This is a genomic window from Draconibacterium mangrovi, assembly GCF_010586825.1.
GTDB lineage: Bacteria > Bacteroidota > Bacteroidia > Bacteroidales > Prolixibacteraceae > Draconibacterium > Draconibacterium mangrovi.
This window is the reverse complement of sequence record NZ_JAAAGB010000004.1, coordinates 199,227-219,903: the sequence shown is the minus strand read 5'-3', so window position 1 is coordinate 219,903 and position 20,677 is coordinate 199,227. Positions and strand designations below refer to the sequence as shown.

Genomic DNA, 20,677 nt, shown 5'->3' with positions numbered 1-20,677 from the left:
ATATGCGCTTAGCGCTTAACTACGCCAATTCCGGGAAGATCATTCAGTGTAACTTTCCCGTCAATCACTTTCATACCATCAAAAACATCGTTGGTAATTAGCAAAGCGCCGTCAAGGTCGGCCCAGTCGCAAAGTGGCGACAACTGCGAAGCTGCTGAAATAGCACACGAGGTTTCGGTCATACACCCGATCATAACCTTCATATCCAGAGCACGTGCTACATCAATCATTTTCTTTGCCTCGCGCATACCGGTGCTTTTCATCAGCTTAATGTTTATTCCCGAGTAAACATCTTTAAATTTCGGAATATCGTGAATGCGTTGAAAAGCTTCGTCGGCAATAGTTGGCAGCGGGCTGTGCGCCGTTAGCCAGGCCATATCGTCCAGTTGTTCTTTGGGCATTGGCTGCTCCACAAAAACAATCCCTTTTTCATCCATCCAGTGAATCATGTCGAGTGCTTCGTGTTTATCCTTCCAACCCTGGTTTACATCCACACACAAAGGCACATCGGTAACCGAACGAATGGTTTCAATCAGCTCTTTGTCGTTATCGCGCCCCATTTTTACCTTTAGCATTTTAAACTCAGCGGCCTCTTTGGTTTTTTCGATTACCACTTCGCGAGTGTCAATACCAATGGTGTAGGTTGTGTATGGTGTATTTTCAGGTTTTAATCCCCAGATTTTATACCAGGGTTGCCCCAATATTTTACCCACCAAATCGTGCAAAGCGATATCAATACAGGCTTTTGCTGCGCGGTTTCCCGGCTCCAGCTGATCCACATATTCCAGAATTTCATCCATACGGAACAGATCGTTATATCTCGACAAGTTCACTTTATTCAAAAAGCGGGCAACTGTTTCGTGCGATTCGCCCAAATAAGGCGGCATGGAAGCTTCTCCATATCCAATTAGCCCGTCGTGCTCCAATTCAACCAACATTACAGGCGTGGTTGTTCGCGAACTTGTAGCCAGCGTAAAAGTATGTTTTAACTGAAGTTCAAAAGGTTTAAAACGTAATTGCATGTGTTCTGATTCTTGATGTTATTCCGGTAAAACCTGTTTGAAAAAAGCGTTGTCAACTACCCACTCAATTCCGTCTCCATCAACGTTACCGATAATTCGGCGGGCACGTACAAAACCTTTTTCGTAATGTTCGGTATATTTTTCGCTGTTGCGGTTCAAGCTGTTTATACGCACTTTCCCCGATGCATGGATAAACTCCTGATCGCCCAAACACAACCCAACATGCGTTACTCTTTCGCGTTGGTCTTCGGTAGCTTTTCGTCCGAAAAACACCAAATCTCCTGCTTCCAAGGTTTCGTATCCGTTGTCTGTGTGAACCAACTCTCCGTATAATGTTTGCTGCGATGCATCGCGTTGCAGAATTACTCCATAATGGTAATAAGCCGATTTTACAAAACCGCTGCAATCAACCATTTTCGCCGAGGTACCGCCCCACAAATACGGAACGCCCATAAATTTTTCGGCGGTTGCCGGCACATCTTTTGCGACAACACTTTTATTGTACCAATTATCAAGGCCCATACATTCGTCCTTTTTCACAAAAGTTTCACGACCGTCTGCAAAAACTGTTTTATAAAATCCAGCTGTTTCATCCACCACACTTAGCAGATTATCAAGTACCAGGTCGGTTGAAATGTTTGATTTAGCATCCGCTTCGGTATAGGCAAAACCATATTGATTTTTATAAAGTACTTTCTTAAACGTTTTCCATTCGGCCATTTCGTTATTGCTTTTTACGGCAATTCCGGCGCCATCAACCCAGCCAAAATAACGGTCGGGCGTTTGAATTAAATACCAGCCATCCTCTTTACGGTATACCTTAACGGGAGTTCCCATAATGGCCTGCGTCAACATCTCGGCCGAATGCCTTGAGTTACTCCGAATATTACAAACTGAAATTGTAACAATGCCCCATGGATTTTCGCTGAAAGCGCCATCAGGTAACAGGTCTACAGAAAAATCACATCCCTTTTCAGATGCAAACGTTCTTAAGGCATCAAAAGTAGTTTTCGAAACTGTGGCTCCGGTTATTGCCGGCTGTCCTTCGTTAAACGAAACACTTATCTTACAATAATCTACGCGTTTATCTTTAATCTGCTGATCGATCAACTGATCAATTTGCTGTTCAATGTCAGATGATTGTTGTTGTTGCGTACAAGATGCCATAACCAAAAAGAATAGAAAAATAATGTGAGTAAATTTCATGCCTTGTCAAATTTGTATTACATATTACAAATATAAATTTTAAAGTGATTTTTCCGAAGAATTATCACTCGAAAAATTCATACTTAACATCAAGATACAATTAGTTTTCGGTAGCCGGCAAATATTCTAATTCGAGATGATAATCCCATGTATCAAAATACAGGTTACCACCCTCCCATTCCAGCTCTCCCCTCTGAAAATCAAAAGGTTCGCTTCGATAAAACTTTTTAGGCGGAACCAGTTCGCAGGCAAAATCATCGTTTACCACCAGTCGGTAACAATCCAGCCCGTTCAGGTAAAACTCTTTTATACGCTGGTCTTCCGAATCGATCAACTTAAACGAGGGATCAACAGGCACCCACCCCACTCCTTCGTAATACACCTCGGCCCAGTCGTGCAGGTTTTTGGTTTGCGGCAACAAATACCAGCCGCTTTGCCATTTACACGGAATATCGAGACTACGAGCCATACTCAAAAACAAAAAAGTTTGCATACCGCAATCGCCGTGCATATTTTCGAGCACATAACACGGAATACAAGGCATAACCGAATATTCGAGCGCACCGGCCCACGGAATGTTATCGTTTATCCAATAATACAACATTTCGACCTGCTTAACCGGATTTTTTTCGTTGCCAACAATATTTTTAGCTAATGATTTTATCTGGTCGTTAAACACAATATGTGGCAAACGCTCGGCGGTGTATTTTTTATAAAGCTCCGAGTTTTTATCGTAAACCTTTACATCTTCCGGTTTAATATTGAACCACTGAGCTGCAGTTTCAAAGATATAGGAGATTTGAAAAACCGTCTTCTCACCTTCCACCGCTTTTTTCTCCATATAAACGGTTCGCTGTATCGTTTCATTCGGAGCAATTGTATAATCCTCTTGGCTGGCCTCCAAAAATTCGACCTTTGGCAAACGCTGCGATCCGGTTCGCGGATAAGGCAACCAACATCTTACCAATTCGCCTGCCGGCACTGCGTTGGCGTCGAGCGTAATCGTATAATTTACTTTTATGCGTTGCGGATTAAAAGGCTTTCGCGGCTCAATAGCTTTTTCAAACCACTGCGGAATAACGGTCTGTTGAAAATCTTCCACACCATCGTAAGCTTTCCCCTTCTTTTCTTCCCTAATCTTTCCGGCTGTTTCGTTTAAACGAAAGAAATTGCTGACTGCCCTTGAAAAATAGCGCTTTTCACCATCGATAACGCGCATTTCCAGCTGCCTGGCATTTTCCCATTGGGTCAGATCTTCATCTGTTAAATCAGGAAAATATTCGTGCAACTGTTCTTTTACATCGGCCCGCGTGTAAGGAAACTCTTTTCGTATACGCCGAATAGTTTCCAACTGAATAATCAACTGGTTATTCTGAGGATCATCAGAAAGTTGCTCACTCAACCTGCTTTCAGCTTCTTTGAATTTTCCCTGCGATAAATAATTTTGATAGTTGAACACTTCCTCTTTCCTACTTTGACATGCAAAAACAAGCAATGCCAAACCAATAAAAAATACGCCTTTTAAAAGTTTCATAAAACCGTTGTACACTAATAAGAATTGTGGAGGTATTTCTGGTAGATTTCCATTGTACGACGTAAATGCACTTTCATCAGCTCAGCTGCCTCGTCGCTTTTTTGCTTGTTTATTACATCAAATATTTTCAGGTGATATTCGAGCGTAATGTCCTTTTCACCCTCCACATTTGCATAAATCAGATTTCGCATGCGTGGCAGAAGCGAATAAATTGGCTCCATCGAAATCTGCACGATCGGGTTATGCGTTGCCTTGGCGATCAGCAAATGGAATTTATTATCAAGGTCGGCTTCCATTTGAATATTATCGGGATTGCAAGCCTTAAAAGCTTCAATATTATCCTGAATATCGCTTAAGTCGTTTTGTGTTCGCTGTTTGGCTGCCAGGCCGGCAATCTCAGGTTCGAATAACCTGCGTACTTCAATAATTTGAGCAATCAGGTTATGATCGAACTGCATGTCATAATACAAATTCAGATTTTCAATGGCATCATCAATCCTTAACCCGGTAACCGTCATTCCGCTACCTTTTGTTATTTCTACCAATCCGCGTGCACTTAACCTACGCAAAGCTTCGCGCAATGCTGTTCGGCTAACTCCGAATGATTCACACAACTCCCGTTCTGTTGGAAGCCTGGAGCCTACAGGTAGTTTTTTTTCCCTGATAGCAGCTTCTATCCTTCGCTCAATTTTTTGGCTCAAAGTTAGCTTACTTCCAATTTTTCTAAAGATTTCATCCATTTTCGTAAATTTTGGTCAAGTGGTAAATACGTTTAATTGTACTACATATTACAAATGTAGCATTTTAATAGAATATACATATTTATACAATCATATTGGTTGAATTTCAATACACAAAAATCGTATACCTCTGATTAGTAAAACATTGCATTTACTGTAAAAATATGACCATTTTTACAACTTGTGCCCCAATAATTTTTTAGTACTTTAACAGTCCTTAAAACATCAATCTTTCTTGCTATGATAAAGTCAGGTATAACATTTCTGTTAGTAATATTTTCAGTAATTCTGTGGGCACAATCGTCAGAAACAACCAACACCGAAACTTTAAACCTGAACAAACCCGAGCGTGTTGAATGGTTCCGTGATCTTGGTTTTGGACTATTCATCCATTTTAGTTTCGACAGCCAGTTGGGAATTGTAATCAGCCACTCGATGGTAGGTGCGTCCGAAGATTACCTGAACCGCTACATTAACGAGCTTCCAAAAACGTTTAATCCGAAAGATTTTGATGCAAACGAAATTGCTACTCTTGCCAAACTTGCTGGAATGAAATACATTGTGTTCACCACAAAACACCACTCGGGTTTTTGCATGTGGGACACCGAAACCACCGACTTTAACATCACCAATACTCCTTATAAAAAAGACATGTTAGAAGAATATGTTGAAGCTACACGCGAAGCAGGGTTGGCAGTTGGATTCTATTTTTCGCCTGAGGATTTTCATTTTCTGCATGAAAACGGACTTGAGATTCGCCGCACAAACATTAACGACATTCCACCACATTTAATGAAGAAATATGTAGAATTGAATGAATTGCAAACCATTGAATTAATGGCTAAATACGGCGATATTGATATTCTTTTTTACGATGGAGGCGAAGGACCTTTGCTTGAAAAATGTAAACAAGTAGCTTGGGAACTTCACCCCGACGTGGTAATAACACGCGGTGCTATGGAAACACCGGAACAAACCGTGCCAGGCACCACGCTTTCCGATCCTTGGGAAGCGTGTTTAACCATGGGAACACAATGGGCCTACAAACCTGCCAATGAAGTGTATAAAACCGGTACCCGATTAATTGAAATACTGGTTGAATCACGTGCAAAAGGAGGTAACCAACTGCTTAATATCGGGCCAAAACCAAATGGTGATATTCCCGAAGAACAGGAAAATCTGTTGCGTGAAATTGCGGCCTGGAACTATGTTAACGGCGAAGCTATTGAAGCTACAAAACCCTGGATTATACCGAACGAAGAAAATATATGGTTTACCTGGAAACCGGAAGAAAAAACACTTTATGCAATTCTTACCAAACAAGCGGAGTGGCCACGTGGCGAACGTCGCGAGTTTGTTTTGAAATCGGTTAACACTACCGAAAATACCAACGTTGAAGTATTAGGGCAATCGGGAAAACGCGTTGAATACATGCCTGACATTAATGCAACTACATTTTTTAAACAGGAAGAAGATGGTTTACATATTTCCTGTGTGCGTGCACAACGTTTATACAATAATCATAAGTGGAACAATCCGCTTGTTTTAAAAATTACCAATGCTGAACCTGCATTTATTCCACCCGTTGTAGCTACCGAAGAAGCCGAAATTATACTATCCGGCGCCACGAGTTACATACAATTCAACGGAAAAATAATTGAACAAGGCGATCCGGAAAATCTTAAAGTTTGCTTTCAATATCGCCCGCGTCCCGACTTTATTAATGAGCTAAATTCTAATGAATGGATCGAAACAAAAAATCTGGAAATCGAGGATAACTTCTTTATGTTCAGGCTTCCGATTAAGAACAAAAAAATTACCTACCAGTACCGAACGGTTGCGAAACATCCAAAAGCTACTATTTATGGGAACTACAGAACAATTTCAACAAACTAGCAAAATCATTTTTTACAAAATCCTTTTTTTTTACATTAAGGTTCACTACTTTTATTTTCATTAAACTAAACTAAAGTGTATCTCTTTAATAAATGAGCTGCACAACTTGCTTATACTAGATGCTAAACGATCAAAGAACGAAACTGTTAATTGCCGAAGGAAATACCAGAAGCTTTCAATTATTAATGGAAGTCACCTCTGATGAATTACTTCAGTACGCGTTAAGTTTTGTACGCAATCAGGAAATTGCAGAAGAACTTGTAAGCGATGTTTATGTTAAAATATGGCATAAAAGATCAGAACTCCCCACTATCCAAAATATCAGGTCCTACCTTTTTATTGCAGTAAAGAATGGCTGTCTGTCACATCTCCGGAAAATGAAAAATGAAAAAATTGTATTCATCGATGAATACAATGATTTTTTATTCCCCGCAGTAGAAAGCAATGATGAGGAGACGCTGGAAAAAGAAATGCTAAATAAAATTTACGAAGCCATTGGTGAGCTGCCTCCTAAATGCCGAGAAGCTTTTTCTCTTGCAAAAATAAATGGCTTCAAACACCGCGAAATTGCCGTAATAATGAACATATCAGAAAAAACGGTAAATAACCACCTAGTAACTGCACTTAAAAAAATAACGGAAGCGCTTGGCATTGATAAGAAAAAGAAAGCAAAAAATTCGCCATTAAAACAAGCCAGTTTATTCTCTTTCATCTGGTAAAAAAACGCTCTACGTTATAACTGTCATCCCCTTCCATTTTCATTAACAACTAATATTTATTATTTTTTTTATTGTTGAATTAGGTATAGTACAAAATACAAACGTCTTTTTAGGTAGAAAGACAAAAGATGACGAACAAAGACAATACCTACGAGCTCATTGTTAAAAAGCTAACAGAATCCATTAGCGAGGAAGAAGATGGACTTCTTAACAACGAGCTGGACGAAAATAAATCCACTGCCCGAAGTTATTCCCTAATTAATACCTTCTGGAGGAACTATTTCCCAAAAGCAAAAAAACACGCTATAATACAGCAAACTGAAAAAAAGCTTGGATTCACATATCACCAAAGTCCGAAAACTAATAACTGGAAATGGATCGGAATTGCAGCCTCTGTATTATTAATAGTATCAATGGCATTTTCAATAAACTATATCATAGAAAAAAAGCAGGCACCTACATTAAACCAGTACAGTTGCAAAGCCAAAGAAATTAAGACTGTTACCTTAAGCGATGGAACCAAAGTATGGTTAAACTCCTCGTCGTTGTTAATTGCCAGCGAACCATTTATTGGCGATAAAAGAGAAGTTACACTGTTTGGCGAAGCTTATTTTGAGGTTGCTCCGGATGCAGAGAAGCCTTTTATTATTGAAACCTCGAACCTTAAAACAAAAGTTTTGGGAACACATTTTAATGTAGTAGCCTACCCCACCGACGATATTCATGAGATTTCGTTATACGAAGGCAAGGTTCAGCTAAATCCGAACACGAATAACAATACTGCCATTTTGAATCCGGGAGATCGTGCTTATTACAACACCAACACCGGAAAAATGAAACTATTGCATACTGATCTGGGAAAACCGGCTCAATGGCGAGATGGAATATTGCGGTTTTATGATGAAGATTTGTTTAGCATTTCGAAAAAACTGGAGCGCCATTTTGAAACAAGGATTTTTGTTTCCGACTCAGTTACAGGCAAACTGAAATATTCTGGAGAGTTTGAAGAAGAATCGCTGGAACGAATACTCGAATTACTGAGCGTGGCCAAAACATTTGAATACAAAATAAATACTAATGGAATAATTATAGAATAAATAAAAAAAGACACGATTAAAAATGATGAATTAAGAACAAAACAGAAAATCTTCCCGTGAGTCTGATCAACTCTTTAATACGGGAGATTTAAATGAACTAAATTTTATTGTTTAACAAACTAAACTATTATTGTATGGAAAAATGCATTAATGCTAAGCTTTCCTGTTCATCGGGATGGCTAACAAAATTTCGTCGCGTAGCAGGTGTCACTATGGCATTGTTACTGGCGATTGCTGTTAGTGTACAGGCCAGCACGTATTCTGAATCGGTTAAGTTCGATTTAAAAATGAAAAAGGCCAGCCTGAAAGAGGTATTTCAAACCATCGCTGATCAAAGCGAGTTCAAATTTGTTTACAACAACGATGTTGTAAACGACAATCAAAAAGTGTCGGTAACGACTGAAGATGCACGTGTTGAAGAAATTTTAGATGAAATTTTACCACAACACCATCTAGCTTACCAGGTAATTGACCGACAAGTTATTGTTTATCCTGAAGCCAGCAAAGCAACATCTGTTAGCAGTTCGGACAATCCTCAGGAAAAATCAATTTCAGGTACTGTTGTCGACGAAGAAGGTATGCCTCTTCCGGGTGTATCGGTAATCGTTAAAGGAACAACCGTTGGTATTGTAACCAATGTTGACGGTAATTACAATTTAACCGGTATTCCGGCTGATGCCAAAGTGATTGTTTTTTCATTCGTAGGGATGAAAACCCAGGAAGTAAACATTGGCAACAAAACAACCATCAACATTACCCTCGAGGCTGAGGCAATTGGTCTTGAAGAAGTAATTGCCGTAGGTTATGCTTCTCAGAAAAAAGCAAATGTGGTAGGTTCGGTTGCAACTGTTAGCGGAGAGCAAATTGAAGCTATCCCTGCTGCCGACGTTACCAACACACTATCGGGTCGTATGAGTGGTGTTACCGGTATTCAAACTACAGGTGAACCGGGACAGAGTGATGCTACTCTGTTGGTACGTGGACGTACTACACTTGGTGATCGTGATGACCACCCGGAATTAACTGCTCCTCTTGTAGTTATTGATGGAATCCCAGGTCGTTCGCTAAGCGATGTTGACCCGGTTGATATTGAAAGCGTATCGGTACTAAAAGATGCGTCGGCTGCTATTTACGGTTCAACTGCAGCAAACGGTGTTATCCTTGTAACTACCAAAAAAGGAAAATCAGGAAAACCAAGATTAAACTACCAGTTTTACCAGGGTTTTATGACTCCAACTATTCTTCCTAAAGTAACCAACGCCGGCGACTATGCCACGATGTTGAGTGAATACCAGGACTACGAAAACAAAGAGCGTACTTATTCTGACGATGAGATTGCATTGTTTTACAGTGGCCGAGACCCATGGGTACACCCAAATAGTGACTGGGTTGGCGACTTAGTAGACAAATGGACAACTACCAGCAAACATAACTTTAGTATCGATGGTGGTACTAACGGAATGTATTACTACGTATCGTTGGGTTACAAAAACGAAGAAGCAATTTACAAACAGGAATCAACCAATTACAAGCAATACAACCTGCGTGCAAAGCTGGAACTTCCTATTACTGATTGGTTAACCACATCGATTGATTACGCGGGTTTCTTAAATAACAAATTGTACCCAACAAAAGGTGCAGGTGCTATTTATGGCCAGTCAACCCGTTTGCTTCCTACCCGTTGGTCATTCTGGCCAAACGGATTACCGGGACCGGATATTGAATATGGTGATAACCCTGTTGTAACTTCTACTTTTGAAGGTGGTTATAACGACCAGAAAGACTACATCAACCAGTTAACTTTTAAGGCAACCATTACACCTCCAATGGTTAAAGGCTTAACTCTTAGCGGATATTATTCATACGATATATCAAACTGGTACAGAAAAGAATTCCGTAAACCATGGACATTATACACTGAAAACTGGGATTCTGCTACTTATGATTCAGAAGGCTATATTATTGATATGGATCTGACTCCCGCTAAACGTGGATACTCTTCTCCTGAACTTGCTGAAACCTATCGCAGAAATATCAGGAAATTAGCAAACTTCAACTTCAACTATGCACGCGACTTTGGCGAGCATTCATTCTCTATTTTCGGAGCCTACGAACAGATAGAACAAAATAGAAATGAAATGGGAGCATTCCGTAAATACTACATCTCTGACGTTGTACAAACTATTGACGCCGGTTCCGATACCGATAAAGACAACTGGGGATCAATGTATATTTACGCACGTAAATCAATTATTGGTCGTGCCAACTATAGTTATGCAGGAAAATATTTAGTTGAAGCACTGTTCCGTCGCGATGGTTCGTTAAAATTTCCACCTGATAGCCGTTGGGGTAATTTCCCTGGTTTAATGTTGGGATGGAGAGCTTCTGAAGAAAGTTTCTGGCAAAATAATCTATCGGCTATCAACTACTTCAAACTGAAGGCATCATATGGTAAAATGGGTATGGACCCGGGTGATCCATTCCAATACATGAATAAATATGGACTGGGAACCGGTTTAACCATGGGCTCAGGAAAACAGGTTGAAACTGTTGTTCAACAATCAGTTGTAGCTAACCCAAACATTACCTGGGAAAAACAAACTACTTACAACTTGGGTTTCGAATCGCAAATTCTTGATAACTTAATCTCTTTCGATGCAGATGTTTTCTACAGCAAACGTTCTGATATCCTAGCGTCAAGAGATGCTTCAGTTCCGGGATTTACAGGATTGGCATTACCTGATGAAAATATTGCTGAAGTTGATAACCGTGGTTTTGAGTTGGAAGCCGGATACCATAAAAATATTACTTCCGACCTTCGTCTTGACCTTACCGGTCAATTCTCATACAATCACAACGAAGTGGTATTTATGGATGAGCCAGAAAGAGCAGAACCATGGCAACAACGCACCGGACACCCCTACGGAGCCTGGTTAATGTACGATGCTATTGGCGTATTTGCGGATCAGGCAGCTGTTGATGCTTATCCTCACTGGGATAATGCAAAACCAGGTGATGTTATATTCCGCGATGTGGATGGTGACGGATCAATTACCAGCGATGACCAGATTCTTATCGACCAAACCGATATGCCTGAAGTAAGTTACGGTTTATCTATCGACGTAGACTACAAAAACTGGCACTTATCAGTACTGGCACAAGGTCAGGGTAAATATTACCGCATGAACATTTCGGATGGACGTCGTGGTGAAGCAGGTAACTATTTCCAGTGGAGTTTCGACAACCGTTGGACACCTGAAAACACCAATACTGATGTAGCAAGAGCATACAACCGCGATGACTTATACTGGTCGTTTGATAACCATATGAGTACTTACCACCTGGATAATATGGCTTATTGCCGATTGAAAAATGCCGTTCTTACTTACACCATTCCAAATACTGTATTTGGCGATTTGGGAATCTCACGAGCTCAGGTATATTTTGCAGGAAACAACCTGTTCCTGCTCTATGCTGCTCAAAAGAACTTCGATCCGGAAATTGGAGCTCCTATGCAATATCCTGCTGTAAGAACTATGGCTCTTGGTGTTAAAGTTACATTTTAGTAATTAATGAATTTTGAAAAATGAAGAATATGAAAAAAATATTAGGTTCGATACTGGTGTTGACGCTGATTATTGCAACGACATCATGCGACGATATTCTCGACCAAAAGGCGGTTGATGCTTTTAACGAGGAATCTGTTTTTGAAGACTTAAACCTAACAAAAGCATATTTGGGCAGATGTTACGACTATATTGGCGTTGATAACAATATGTTATTAGGATTAAGAGAAGACCTACTGGCTGGAGCTACCGATGAATTAATGTGTATACACCGTCCGGCAGGTTACCCGTTTGTAAAGGGTAATATGAGCCCCGATGAATTGGGACACTTTGGAAACTGGCGTTTCAACTGGATTACGTGGGGGCTATACAGCAATATTAAAAACGTAAACGTATTTCTTGCAAATGCGCCAAACGTGCCTACCCCAGAATCAAAAGACGCAGAAGATCTGGCAAGATACATTGCCGAAGCTTATTTTATCCGTGCTTTCGACTATGTAAACTTAATGCGCTCGTACGGTGGTCTGGTACTGGTTGACCAGCCATTCGAACTGGGTGAAGATTTCTTATCTATTAACAGATCTTCGCTAGATGCAACACTTGATTTTATTATTGCCGACCTTGATAAAGCAATTGCCGGACTTCCAACCAAAGATGGTATGGATCAGGGCCGCGCTACAAAAGGTGCTGCTGCAGCGTTAAAATCGCGTATTTTAAGCTGGAGTGCTGGTGAATTAATGCATGGAGCTTATTCTGATGATCCGCTGGTTTCGTTCCAGTCGCATAGCAGAACGTCTTTACTCACTCAGGCGCAAACCATTGCCAAAGGAATTATGGACGGAGACTATGGAGATTACTCATTAACAGGTGGAACTGACGATCCTCCTTCTCCATTAACTGATGCTGATATTGATGCTTATTCTGAAAACTTCTTTAGCATTTTTACGCAAAAAGGCGAATGGAATGATGAAGCTATCTGGGGTGTGCAACACTTGCAGTCGCAGGGTAACCGAACTACTCAAAACAGATGGTGGGGACCGAATGGTTACCACAACTGGGGAAACAACGGTCCGAACGAACTTGCAGTTCGCGAATTCGAAATGGCCGATGGTAGTTCTTTCGTTTGGGACAAATACAATCCGGGCGATGAAGAAGTACGCGAAGCAACAGCTGCTGAACTGGCAGCTGATCCACAAATTAATCCATACGTTGGAAGGGAACCACGCTTTTATGCAACTGTTCTTTTTGATGGCGCAGCATGGATCCAACGCCCAACCGATGCAGTAGCATTCGACCCGGACAATCGTGTTCAAACCGGTTATTATATTGCAGCCGATGGTACACAAACTGCCGGAGTTGATACCCGCCAGGGACCAATCGAAGCATGGAACGGTACTAAAAACGGTTACTACATCAAAAAATACCAGGATCCGGCAACCGTTGGACAATATTTTAACAACGAAAATGCCTGGATAGAAATGAGGTTCGCTGAAGTTGTTCTGGACTATGCAGAAGCATGTATTGAATTGAATGAAGTTGAAAAAGGTATGGATGCACTGAATATGATTCGTAACCGTGCAGGATTACCTGATAAAATGACAACTGACCAGGCAGAAGCCAGAGAATGGTATCGTCACGAAAGAATGGTAGAGTTCTTTGGTGAAGGCGACCGCTGGTATATGATTCGTAAATGGATGATTGCAGAAGACGTCATTAAAACCGTTCATCCAATAAAAATCTATCATTACGCAGATGGTAGCCACGAATGGTTCTACGACACTTCATCAGATGCTGATGCAAGATCGTGGAATGATGCCAACTACTGGTTACCAATTTCACGTACAGAAATAAACAAAGCTCCACAGTTGCAACAGAATCCCGGTTACAACTAGTCGTTTAGTTTAGTTAGTATATAAAAGACCGGCTCAAGTTGCCGGTCTTTTTATATCAACCTATTCATTTCGTATTTTTCACAGTAAGAAAGACAAATTTCAATAACTGAAATTCAGAAAAATACTATCTGAATTTTCCAAACATTCACTTAACCTTATCTGAACCTGAAGAGGTTAACGGTTCTCAAATTAATAGTATTGCTTAAATCTATGCACTGGTATTTGCCCATTGCCTAAAATCCTATTGTCATGATTAGAATAAAACTGTCCCTGATGATGCTCCTCCAATACATGATGTATGCTGTTTGGTGGGTTCCTCTTGCTGCTTATTTAACCAACCTCGACGTTAGCAGTTTCGAAAAATCGATGATTTTAAGTTCAATGGCTATTGGCTGCCTCGTATCGCCGGTTATTGGCATGCTGGCCGATCGTTTTTTCCCCGGACAAAAAGTATTGGCCTCCTTAAACTTGCTGAATGCTGTAATGTTATTGCTTGCCGGAACTACAAACCAACCCGATTTACTATTTATTTTTCTGCTTATTGCCATGTTGGGTTACATGCCCAGCTGGAGTTTAACCAGTTCTATTGCAATGGCGCACCTTCCGTCTGAACAATTCCCAAAGATCAGGGTGTTTGGTTCAATTGGATGGGTAGCATCCGGCATTTTTAGTGTAATTTTTATTCGCTTTTTAGGCCTTGATTTCGACGGAACAAACATACCGTTTTATTGCGGTGCTGCAGTAAGTATAATAGCCGTATTTATTAACCTTACATTGCCAAATACCCCTCCTCCGGCCAAAGGGAAAAAAGGTTCGATAATTGATGCTTTTGGCTTGCGAACAGTTGAATTAATGCGCGATAAGAATTTTGCCCTATTTATCATTTTCTCTTTCCTGTCGCTAATTCCCTTTGCGATGTATTACTCGTTCTTTTCCGAGTTTTTGTTGAACATTAATACAAAATACATTTCAGTTACAATGAACTGGGGCGTGCTGGCCGAAATGGGATTTTTACTACTGGTTCCGCCGGCCATTAAAAAGTTTGGCTTACGAAAAGTGATGATCTTTGGTTTGCTTGCCTTAACCGTACGCTACTTTTCGTTTTATGCAGGCGGTATTATCAACCAAAGCTGGATGTATTATATCGGAATATTGATTCACGGATTAATATTTGGTTTCTTTTATGTTGGCGGCCAGATTTACATCGATAAAAAAGCACCTGCCGAATTAAGATCACAAGCACAAGGTTTTATTTTCCTGGTAACTTTTGGTGCCGGTCTTTTGGTTGGAAACTTTATTTGCAGCGAATTAATAGCCAATTTTAAAAGCGATGCAGGCTATAACTGGAATGCAATTTGGGGAATATCCACGCTAAGTTCAGTGGTTTTGGTGGTCGCATTTATGTTGTTATTTAAAAACAACGATGAGCTTTTAAAATCGCAATAATATCAAGCAAGATTCAATAAAATTCAGCAAGGCAAACCGTTAATTAAAAAAGACATAATACCAGTAAGTATCAGCAAACTCACGAAGCGCAATTTGAGCTTTTCTTTTGTTCGACCGGGTTTGCTGATATATTTGGTAATACCGTTGAAATCGCTGTTCGGTTTCAGGGTCAATTTGCAACTGTTTAAGCTCAGGCATCTCTCCCACCCGCAATAATTTGTAGGTAACAACAGCTTCTTCAACATTTTTAGGAATCTTTTTTAGCCCTGCATTTTCCAAGGCCGGCAACAATTCAACAATTCCTTTCATATCTTTCTGCAGCATCAGCCAAGACAGTTCGTATTGCAAGGCCATCGGATTATTCGAATCAGCATCTAATACAGGCAGCAGGTTTAACCAGGGCATATCGCTTTTTACAAAAAAATCGAGTTTACTATCCTGTTGCTTCTTTTTTCCCAATTCCTCGTCGCTCCAAACGGCAGCATCATCGTTAAGGAATTTCCTGAAATTGCGTGCATCCTCCTTATAAAACAACGATCGGTCGAGAATCGTTATGTATTTTTCCGCCGTTCGGTAATTTCCTTTGATCAGTTCGGTTTTAATCAGCATTTTTAGTGTTTCGGGCGTGTAGCCATATATTACCTTGTATTCGTATGCCCAACGCTGCGCCTCGTTTATCACACCAATGGCATAATAGTAATATCCGCCTAATCGTATAAACTGATTAACATTTTGCCACTTTAAAAACAGTGTACTGCCATCGTCACTCTGCCTGAATTTAAAAAATGAATCCGCTAAACGTCCGGTTTCGGCCAAAGCCACATTATTTAAAAACAGCGTCAGCTTATTGTTGGTGGGATCGTCATAATTATAACGAATCAGCTCATCATATTTCTGCTCGTAAAATAATTTCTCAGCATGAAAGTAGTGTTTACTCTTTTCATCAATATTCTGAAAAGCAACCACAGCGAGCAAAGCCAAAATCAAATACGGAGAAAACATGGCCAATTTTAATTGTCTGATTTTTATCCGCTCGATTAGATTAATTCTGAATCTGACAAATACAGGTACGAACAGCAATAATAAAATCACCAAACCGAATAGAACTACCTGTCCCCCGATAGTGGTAACCGAAAACGGAAACACCAGAAGTGACTCAGTGGTATAGAAAAACAAGAATTCCTTGCCGATCCAAAAGAAAACCGCAAAACAGAACCAACTCAATGCCGGCTTCACCCAACTTTTTTGTAACAGAAAGTATACAGTTGTAATACCGAGGAGCAGAATAGAGAAACTACCAAACAGAAAGTATATAACGGGAAGCAGAATTACCACCCTCCACTCAGATTTGGGTTTGCTCTGAATTAATCCAACAAATAAAAGTAGCTGAACTAAAATTCCCAGATTATTTATTGCCTGATACTGGTAATTGGTTTGCAGATAAAACAATAGAGCTCCCATTAAAAATGCCGCAAACAGAAAATTTTCTGCTCCCAATTTTTTTCCTATTCCGGAGATTAACCAAACAATTAGTAATATCTGCGTGCTCACAATCAATGCTCCAACCAAAGGGTAATAATAGAATGCAATTTGCAACTTCCCCAGATATTCCAGAAAACCGCCCGGCCTCTCTAAATGCTGTTGCAGGAAAGAAAAACCGGTTTGAAATAAGGATGATTTCTCCTGGTAAAAGAAAATATAGTCGGTAAAACGGTACAGAAATACTGTGGCGAACAGAAATAGTAACACTGCAGGAAAAAAGCGGGTAATTGCTTTGGTTTTTTTTGGAACTGAATTCATTTCAATTGGTTTAGTTAGTTGCCCATTGCGCTTGTATGGCTTCTTTTCCTGCAGTTTCTCTTATTTCTCCCGGAGCAAGATCAACATCTTTTATAGCAAATTCAGGGATATTAAATGTTTTTACAAATTCCCTGTAAAATCCGGGATCTTTCTGCGGCAACACAAAAGGTTTGCTTGTCACACCGTTTTCATCAACAAACGAAATATACGGGCGGGCTGTAAGACCATCGCCACGTTTACTGCTAAATACCAACCATTTACTATTCGACGACCAGCTGTGGTAACTCTCGGTAAAATCGCTGTTATTTCCACATTTATTCACCTGTAAATTCCACAAATCAATCGAATACAGATCAGCCTCTTTGTGCCAGATCGAAAAACAACCATAGTCGTGTAAGGTAAAGATCAACACGTTTCCGGCCGGTGCTATCCGTGGAAAAGAAACGCTCTTCCCCAAAGTTGCAGCGTTGAAAACCAACTCAGGGTCCGAAAATTTTCGTTGTTCAGGATCAAACGCCACCCGATACAAATCATACTTTATATCCCGGTAATCGTAATTCTCGGCAATTTGAGCAGCCCGACAGAAATACAGAAACCGGCCATCAGCCGACCATTCCGGATAAGTATCCATAAATTGTTTTTCCGAATCAACAGGCACCTGCATTATTTCATTTTCATCAACATCGTACAGTACCAGTGAAGAGTTCAAATCTGAAACTTCGATTTTTTTGTTTTCCTTGGCATGAAACTGCTGAACCACTTTATTGGATGAAAAAGCAACATATTTCCCCGACGGATGCCAGCGCGGATATACTGCCCCGTTATTCATTTCCTTGGTTTTCAGGTTCACTTTTTTCAAATCTCCATCTTCAACAAAATAAGTACCACCCAAATTACCACGCATGTGGAACATAAAATCATCCGCATTTCGGTTATTAAAAGCATGGCAGTTGACGCAGTTTTGCCCCACAACGTTATTTTGAATCACCGTCTTTTCCTTAAAATTCTCGAGGCTTCGTTGTACTATGCTCAGTTCGGTCCAGCTTTCATACCCCGGATATAACAAACGGTAGTACAAAAACGGATCAACTTTTTCGGAAGAAACGGTATTGTTGAAAGCAGGATACTGAATCCACTTGCCCTCCTTTTTTACTGAAATTTGATAGCTGATTTTTGCTCCCAGGTTTTCTCCAAGAAGTTTTTTCCATTTCTTTTCTGAAAATCGAAATTGACCATCCCGCGATGAAACGGCTATACTCCCTGCCTTTTCTCCAGAAATAGACAGATAATAAGCATCTCCCGCTTCTTCTACTAAAAAATTCAGAGGAGCAATATTAACCGGAATAATAACTTCAGTGTAGTCGGGATATATTTTTACCGGATTATTATTCTTTGAAAATTCCCCATTGGGTTTTGACACACAGGAGAATAGAAATAGCAAACCGACAAAGTATATTAAATGGTACCGTAGGCTCATTGTTAGTTTTATGATCGCGTTTATTGCAAAGCCTGAAATTAATAAAATCATTCAAACTACACTTCTTAAATTATCGGGAAAAATTGATAGATTTACAACGAAAACAATTACAATTCAGAAGTAAATCTTCAAATATCTTTAAAATTCGTTCAAAATACGAGATTTTGATTTCAATTCGTTTTGATAATAAATTATAATTTTTACATTTGCTTCTACATTACAAAAGCAAATGAGAATTTTATCTATCAATGTTATTGTCCTACTCGTTGTCATTCTTGGAAATACTGAGAAAGGCCATTAATTTGTATAGATACTAAAGATATTTATAAGCCTTTCTCAAAACAGAGAAAGGCTTTTTTAATGTTATTACAGACAGAAAAAGACAAAAAAGTATGCATAACACATTACGAAGCAACACAACCACGCAGGGCCGAAGAATGGCCGGGGCACGCAGCCTTTGGAGAGCTAACGGAATGAAAGAAGAACACTTTGGGAAACCGTTGATCGCAATTGTTAACTCGTTCACGCAGTTTGTTCCGGGCCATGTTCATTTACACGAAATTGGCCAGTATGTAAAAAGTTTAATTGAAAAAGAAGGCTATTTTGCTGCTGAATTTAACACCATTGCCATCGACGATGGTATCGCAATGGGCCACGATGGGATGTTATATTCGCTTCCCTCGCGCGATGTGATTGCCGACAGTGTTGAATATATGTGTAATGCACACAAAGTGGATGCAATGGTTTGTATCTCGAACTGCGATAAAATTACTCCGGGAATGATGATGGCCGCTATGCGACTGAATATTCCGGCAGTATTTGTTTCGGGCGGACCAATGGAAGCCGGCGAAGTTGACGATAAATTCCTTGACCTTGTTGACGCCATGGTTATGGCTGCCGATACAACAATTGAAGATTCGTATGTTCAAAAGGTGGAAGAAAATGCTTGTCCTACCTGCGGATCGTGCTCGGGAATGTTCACTGCAAACTCGATGAACTGTCTGGCCGAAGCGATTGGTTTGGCACTTCCCGGAAACGGAACAATTGTAGCCACTCACGCCAACAGAAAGAAACTTTTTGAAGAAGCTGCACAAAAGATTATAGCAGCAACAAAAGCCTATTATTTCGAAGGCGACGATTCGGTACTTCCAAGAAGTATCGGTTCGCGCGATGCCTTTTTAAATGCCATGAAACTCGATATTGCCATGGGTGGATCAACCAACACGGTGCTTCACCTGCTGGCCATTGCGCACGAAGCCGAAGTAAGCTTTACCATGAACGACATTAACGAGCTTTCGCGTATTACACCTAACTTGTGTAAAGTGGCGCCAAACGGTCATTATCATATTCAGGATGTAAACCGTGCCGGCGGAATCCTTTCCATTTTAGGAGAACTGGAACGCGGCGGTTTAATGGAAACCAACGTTTCGCGCATCGATGGAAGGACTTTGGGCGAAGCCATTGCCGAATACGATATCAAACGCGATACCGTTACCGAAGATGCTATTAACCGATTCAAATCGGCACCGGGCGGAGGTAGAAACCTGGTTATGGGATCGCAACAAAGCTTTTACAAAGAACTGGACGATGACCGTGCCAACGGCTGTATACGCGATTTTGAAAATGCTTACAACAAAGACGGCGGATTAGCTGTTCTGTTTGGTAACATCGCCGAAAAAGGATGTATTGTAAAAACTGCAGGTGTTGATCCGTCGATCTTTAAATTCACGGGAACAGCAAAAGTTTTCGATTCGCAGGATGATGCAGTTAACGGCATTCTTGGTGATGAAGTTCAAAAAGGTGATGTAATCATTATTCGTTTCGAAGGACCAAAAGGAGGCCCGGGCATGCAGGAAATGCTCTACCCTACTTCGTACCTGAAATCAATGCAACTGGATAAACACTGTGCACTGATTACCGACGGACGTTTCTCAGGTGGAACATCGGGATTGTCTATCGGGCACGTTTCACCTGAAGCAGCAGGTGGCGGCGCAATCGGACTGATTCGCAACAACGACAAAATTGCGATCGATATTACCGAGCGTTCTATTAACCTGGTAATTTCTGATGAAGAATTGCAAAAACGCCGCGACGAAGAAGAAGCCAAAGGAGCAAAAGCATGGAAACCTGCAAATCGGGTCCGTAATGTATCGAAAGCGCTAAAAGCTTATGCAAGCCTTGTTTCATCGGCCGATATGGGAGCCGTGAGATTAATAGACTAATTGAGAAAAAGAATAAAACAAAGAACAAACAGATAGCCGGTTAACAGCGCCGGCCTTAAA

Annotated in this window: 13 protein-coding genes; 7 read left to right on the top strand and 6 right to left on the bottom strand. The window is 40.5% G+C overall.

Going from position 1 to position 20,677, the window contains the following annotated elements; all coding sequences use genetic code 11:
- Window positions 1-8: 8 nt before the first annotated feature.
- The 4 genes from G4420_RS12630 to G4420_RS12615 all read right to left on the bottom strand — a co-directional run bounded on the left by G4420_RS12630 (window position 9) and on the right by G4420_RS12615 (window position 4,502).
- Window positions 9-1,022, bottom strand: coding sequence for a dipeptide epimerase (locus G4420_RS12630; RefSeq protein ID WP_163323997.1), 1,014 nt, complete (start codon window positions 1,020-1,022; stop codon window positions 9-11).
- 18 nt (window positions 1,023-1,040) lie between these two features.
- Entirely contained in the window at window positions 1,041-2,228 is a 1,188-nt protein-coding gene (locus tag G4420_RS12625; RefSeq protein WP_163323996.1) for a C40 family peptidase, read from the bottom strand.
- 100 nt (window positions 2,229-2,328) lie between these two features.
- Window positions 2,329-3,762 (bottom strand): transglutaminase-like domain-containing protein, encoded by a 1,434-nt coding sequence (locus G4420_RS12620; RefSeq protein ID WP_163323995.1) that lies wholly within the window; start codon window positions 3,760-3,762, stop codon window positions 2,329-2,331.
- A gap of 14 nt (window positions 3,763-3,776) precedes the next feature.
- Window positions 3,777-4,502 (bottom strand): FadR/GntR family transcriptional regulator, encoded by a 726-nt coding sequence (locus G4420_RS12615; protein WP_163323994.1) that lies wholly within the window; start codon window positions 4,500-4,502, stop codon window positions 3,777-3,779.
- A gap of 240 nt (window positions 4,503-4,742) precedes the next feature.
- Between G4420_RS12615 and G4420_RS12610 the strand changes: the two genes are divergently transcribed.
- The 6 genes from G4420_RS12610 to G4420_RS12585 all read left to right on the top strand — a co-directional run bounded on the left by G4420_RS12610 (window position 4,743) and on the right by G4420_RS12585 (window position 15,118).
- A complete protein-coding gene (locus tag G4420_RS12610) occupies window positions 4,743-6,398 on the top strand; it encodes an alpha-L-fucosidase (RefSeq protein WP_163323993.1) in 1,656 nt (551 codons plus the stop codon).
- Between the two features lie 119 nt (window positions 6,399-6,517).
- Complete coding sequence (locus G4420_RS12605; protein WP_163323992.1) at window positions 6,518-7,117, top strand: RNA polymerase sigma factor; 600 nt, start codon at window positions 6,518-6,520, stop codon at window positions 7,115-7,117.
- 128 nt (window positions 7,118-7,245) lie between these two features.
- Complete coding sequence (locus G4420_RS12600; protein ID WP_163323991.1) at window positions 7,246-8,214, top strand: FecR family protein; 969 nt, start codon at window positions 7,246-7,248, stop codon at window positions 8,212-8,214.
- 134 nt (window positions 8,215-8,348) lie between these two features.
- Window positions 8,349-11,780 (top strand): TonB-dependent receptor, encoded by a 3,432-nt coding sequence (locus G4420_RS12595; RefSeq protein WP_163323990.1) that lies wholly within the window; start codon window positions 8,349-8,351, stop codon window positions 11,778-11,780.
- 29 nt (window positions 11,781-11,809) lie between these two features.
- A complete protein-coding gene (locus tag G4420_RS12590; protein WP_163323989.1) occupies window positions 11,810-13,672 on the top strand; it encodes a RagB/SusD family nutrient uptake outer membrane protein in 1,863 nt (620 codons plus the stop codon).
- A gap of 249 nt (window positions 13,673-13,921) precedes the next feature.
- Window positions 13,922-15,118: an MFS transporter gene (locus G4420_RS12585; RefSeq protein WP_163323988.1), complete on the top strand. Its 1,197-nt coding sequence runs from the start codon at window positions 13,922-13,924 to the stop codon at window positions 15,116-15,118.
- A gap of 39 nt (window positions 15,119-15,157) precedes the next feature.
- Here G4420_RS12585 and G4420_RS12580 read toward each other — a convergent pair whose 3' ends face one another.
- Together G4420_RS12580 and G4420_RS12575 are read right to left on the bottom strand one after the other, a co-directional pair.
- A complete protein-coding gene (locus G4420_RS12580; protein ID WP_163323987.1) occupies window positions 15,158-16,918 on the bottom strand; it encodes a DUF6057 family protein in 1,761 nt (586 codons plus the stop codon).
- Window positions 16,919-16,928: 10 nt separating this feature from the next.
- Complete coding sequence (locus tag G4420_RS12575) at window positions 16,929-18,395, bottom strand: TolB family protein (protein ID WP_163323986.1); 1,467 nt, start codon at window positions 18,393-18,395, stop codon at window positions 16,929-16,931.
- Window positions 18,396-18,787: 392 nt separating this feature from the next.
- Here G4420_RS12575 and ilvD point away from each other — a divergent pair, with 392 nt between their 5' ends.
- Window positions 18,788-20,617, top strand: a complete 1,830-nt coding sequence (gene ilvD / locus G4420_RS12570) for a dihydroxy-acid dehydratase (RefSeq protein WP_163323985.1) — start codon at window positions 18,788-18,790, stop codon at window positions 20,615-20,617.
- Window positions 20,618-20,677 lie beyond the last annotated feature (60 nt).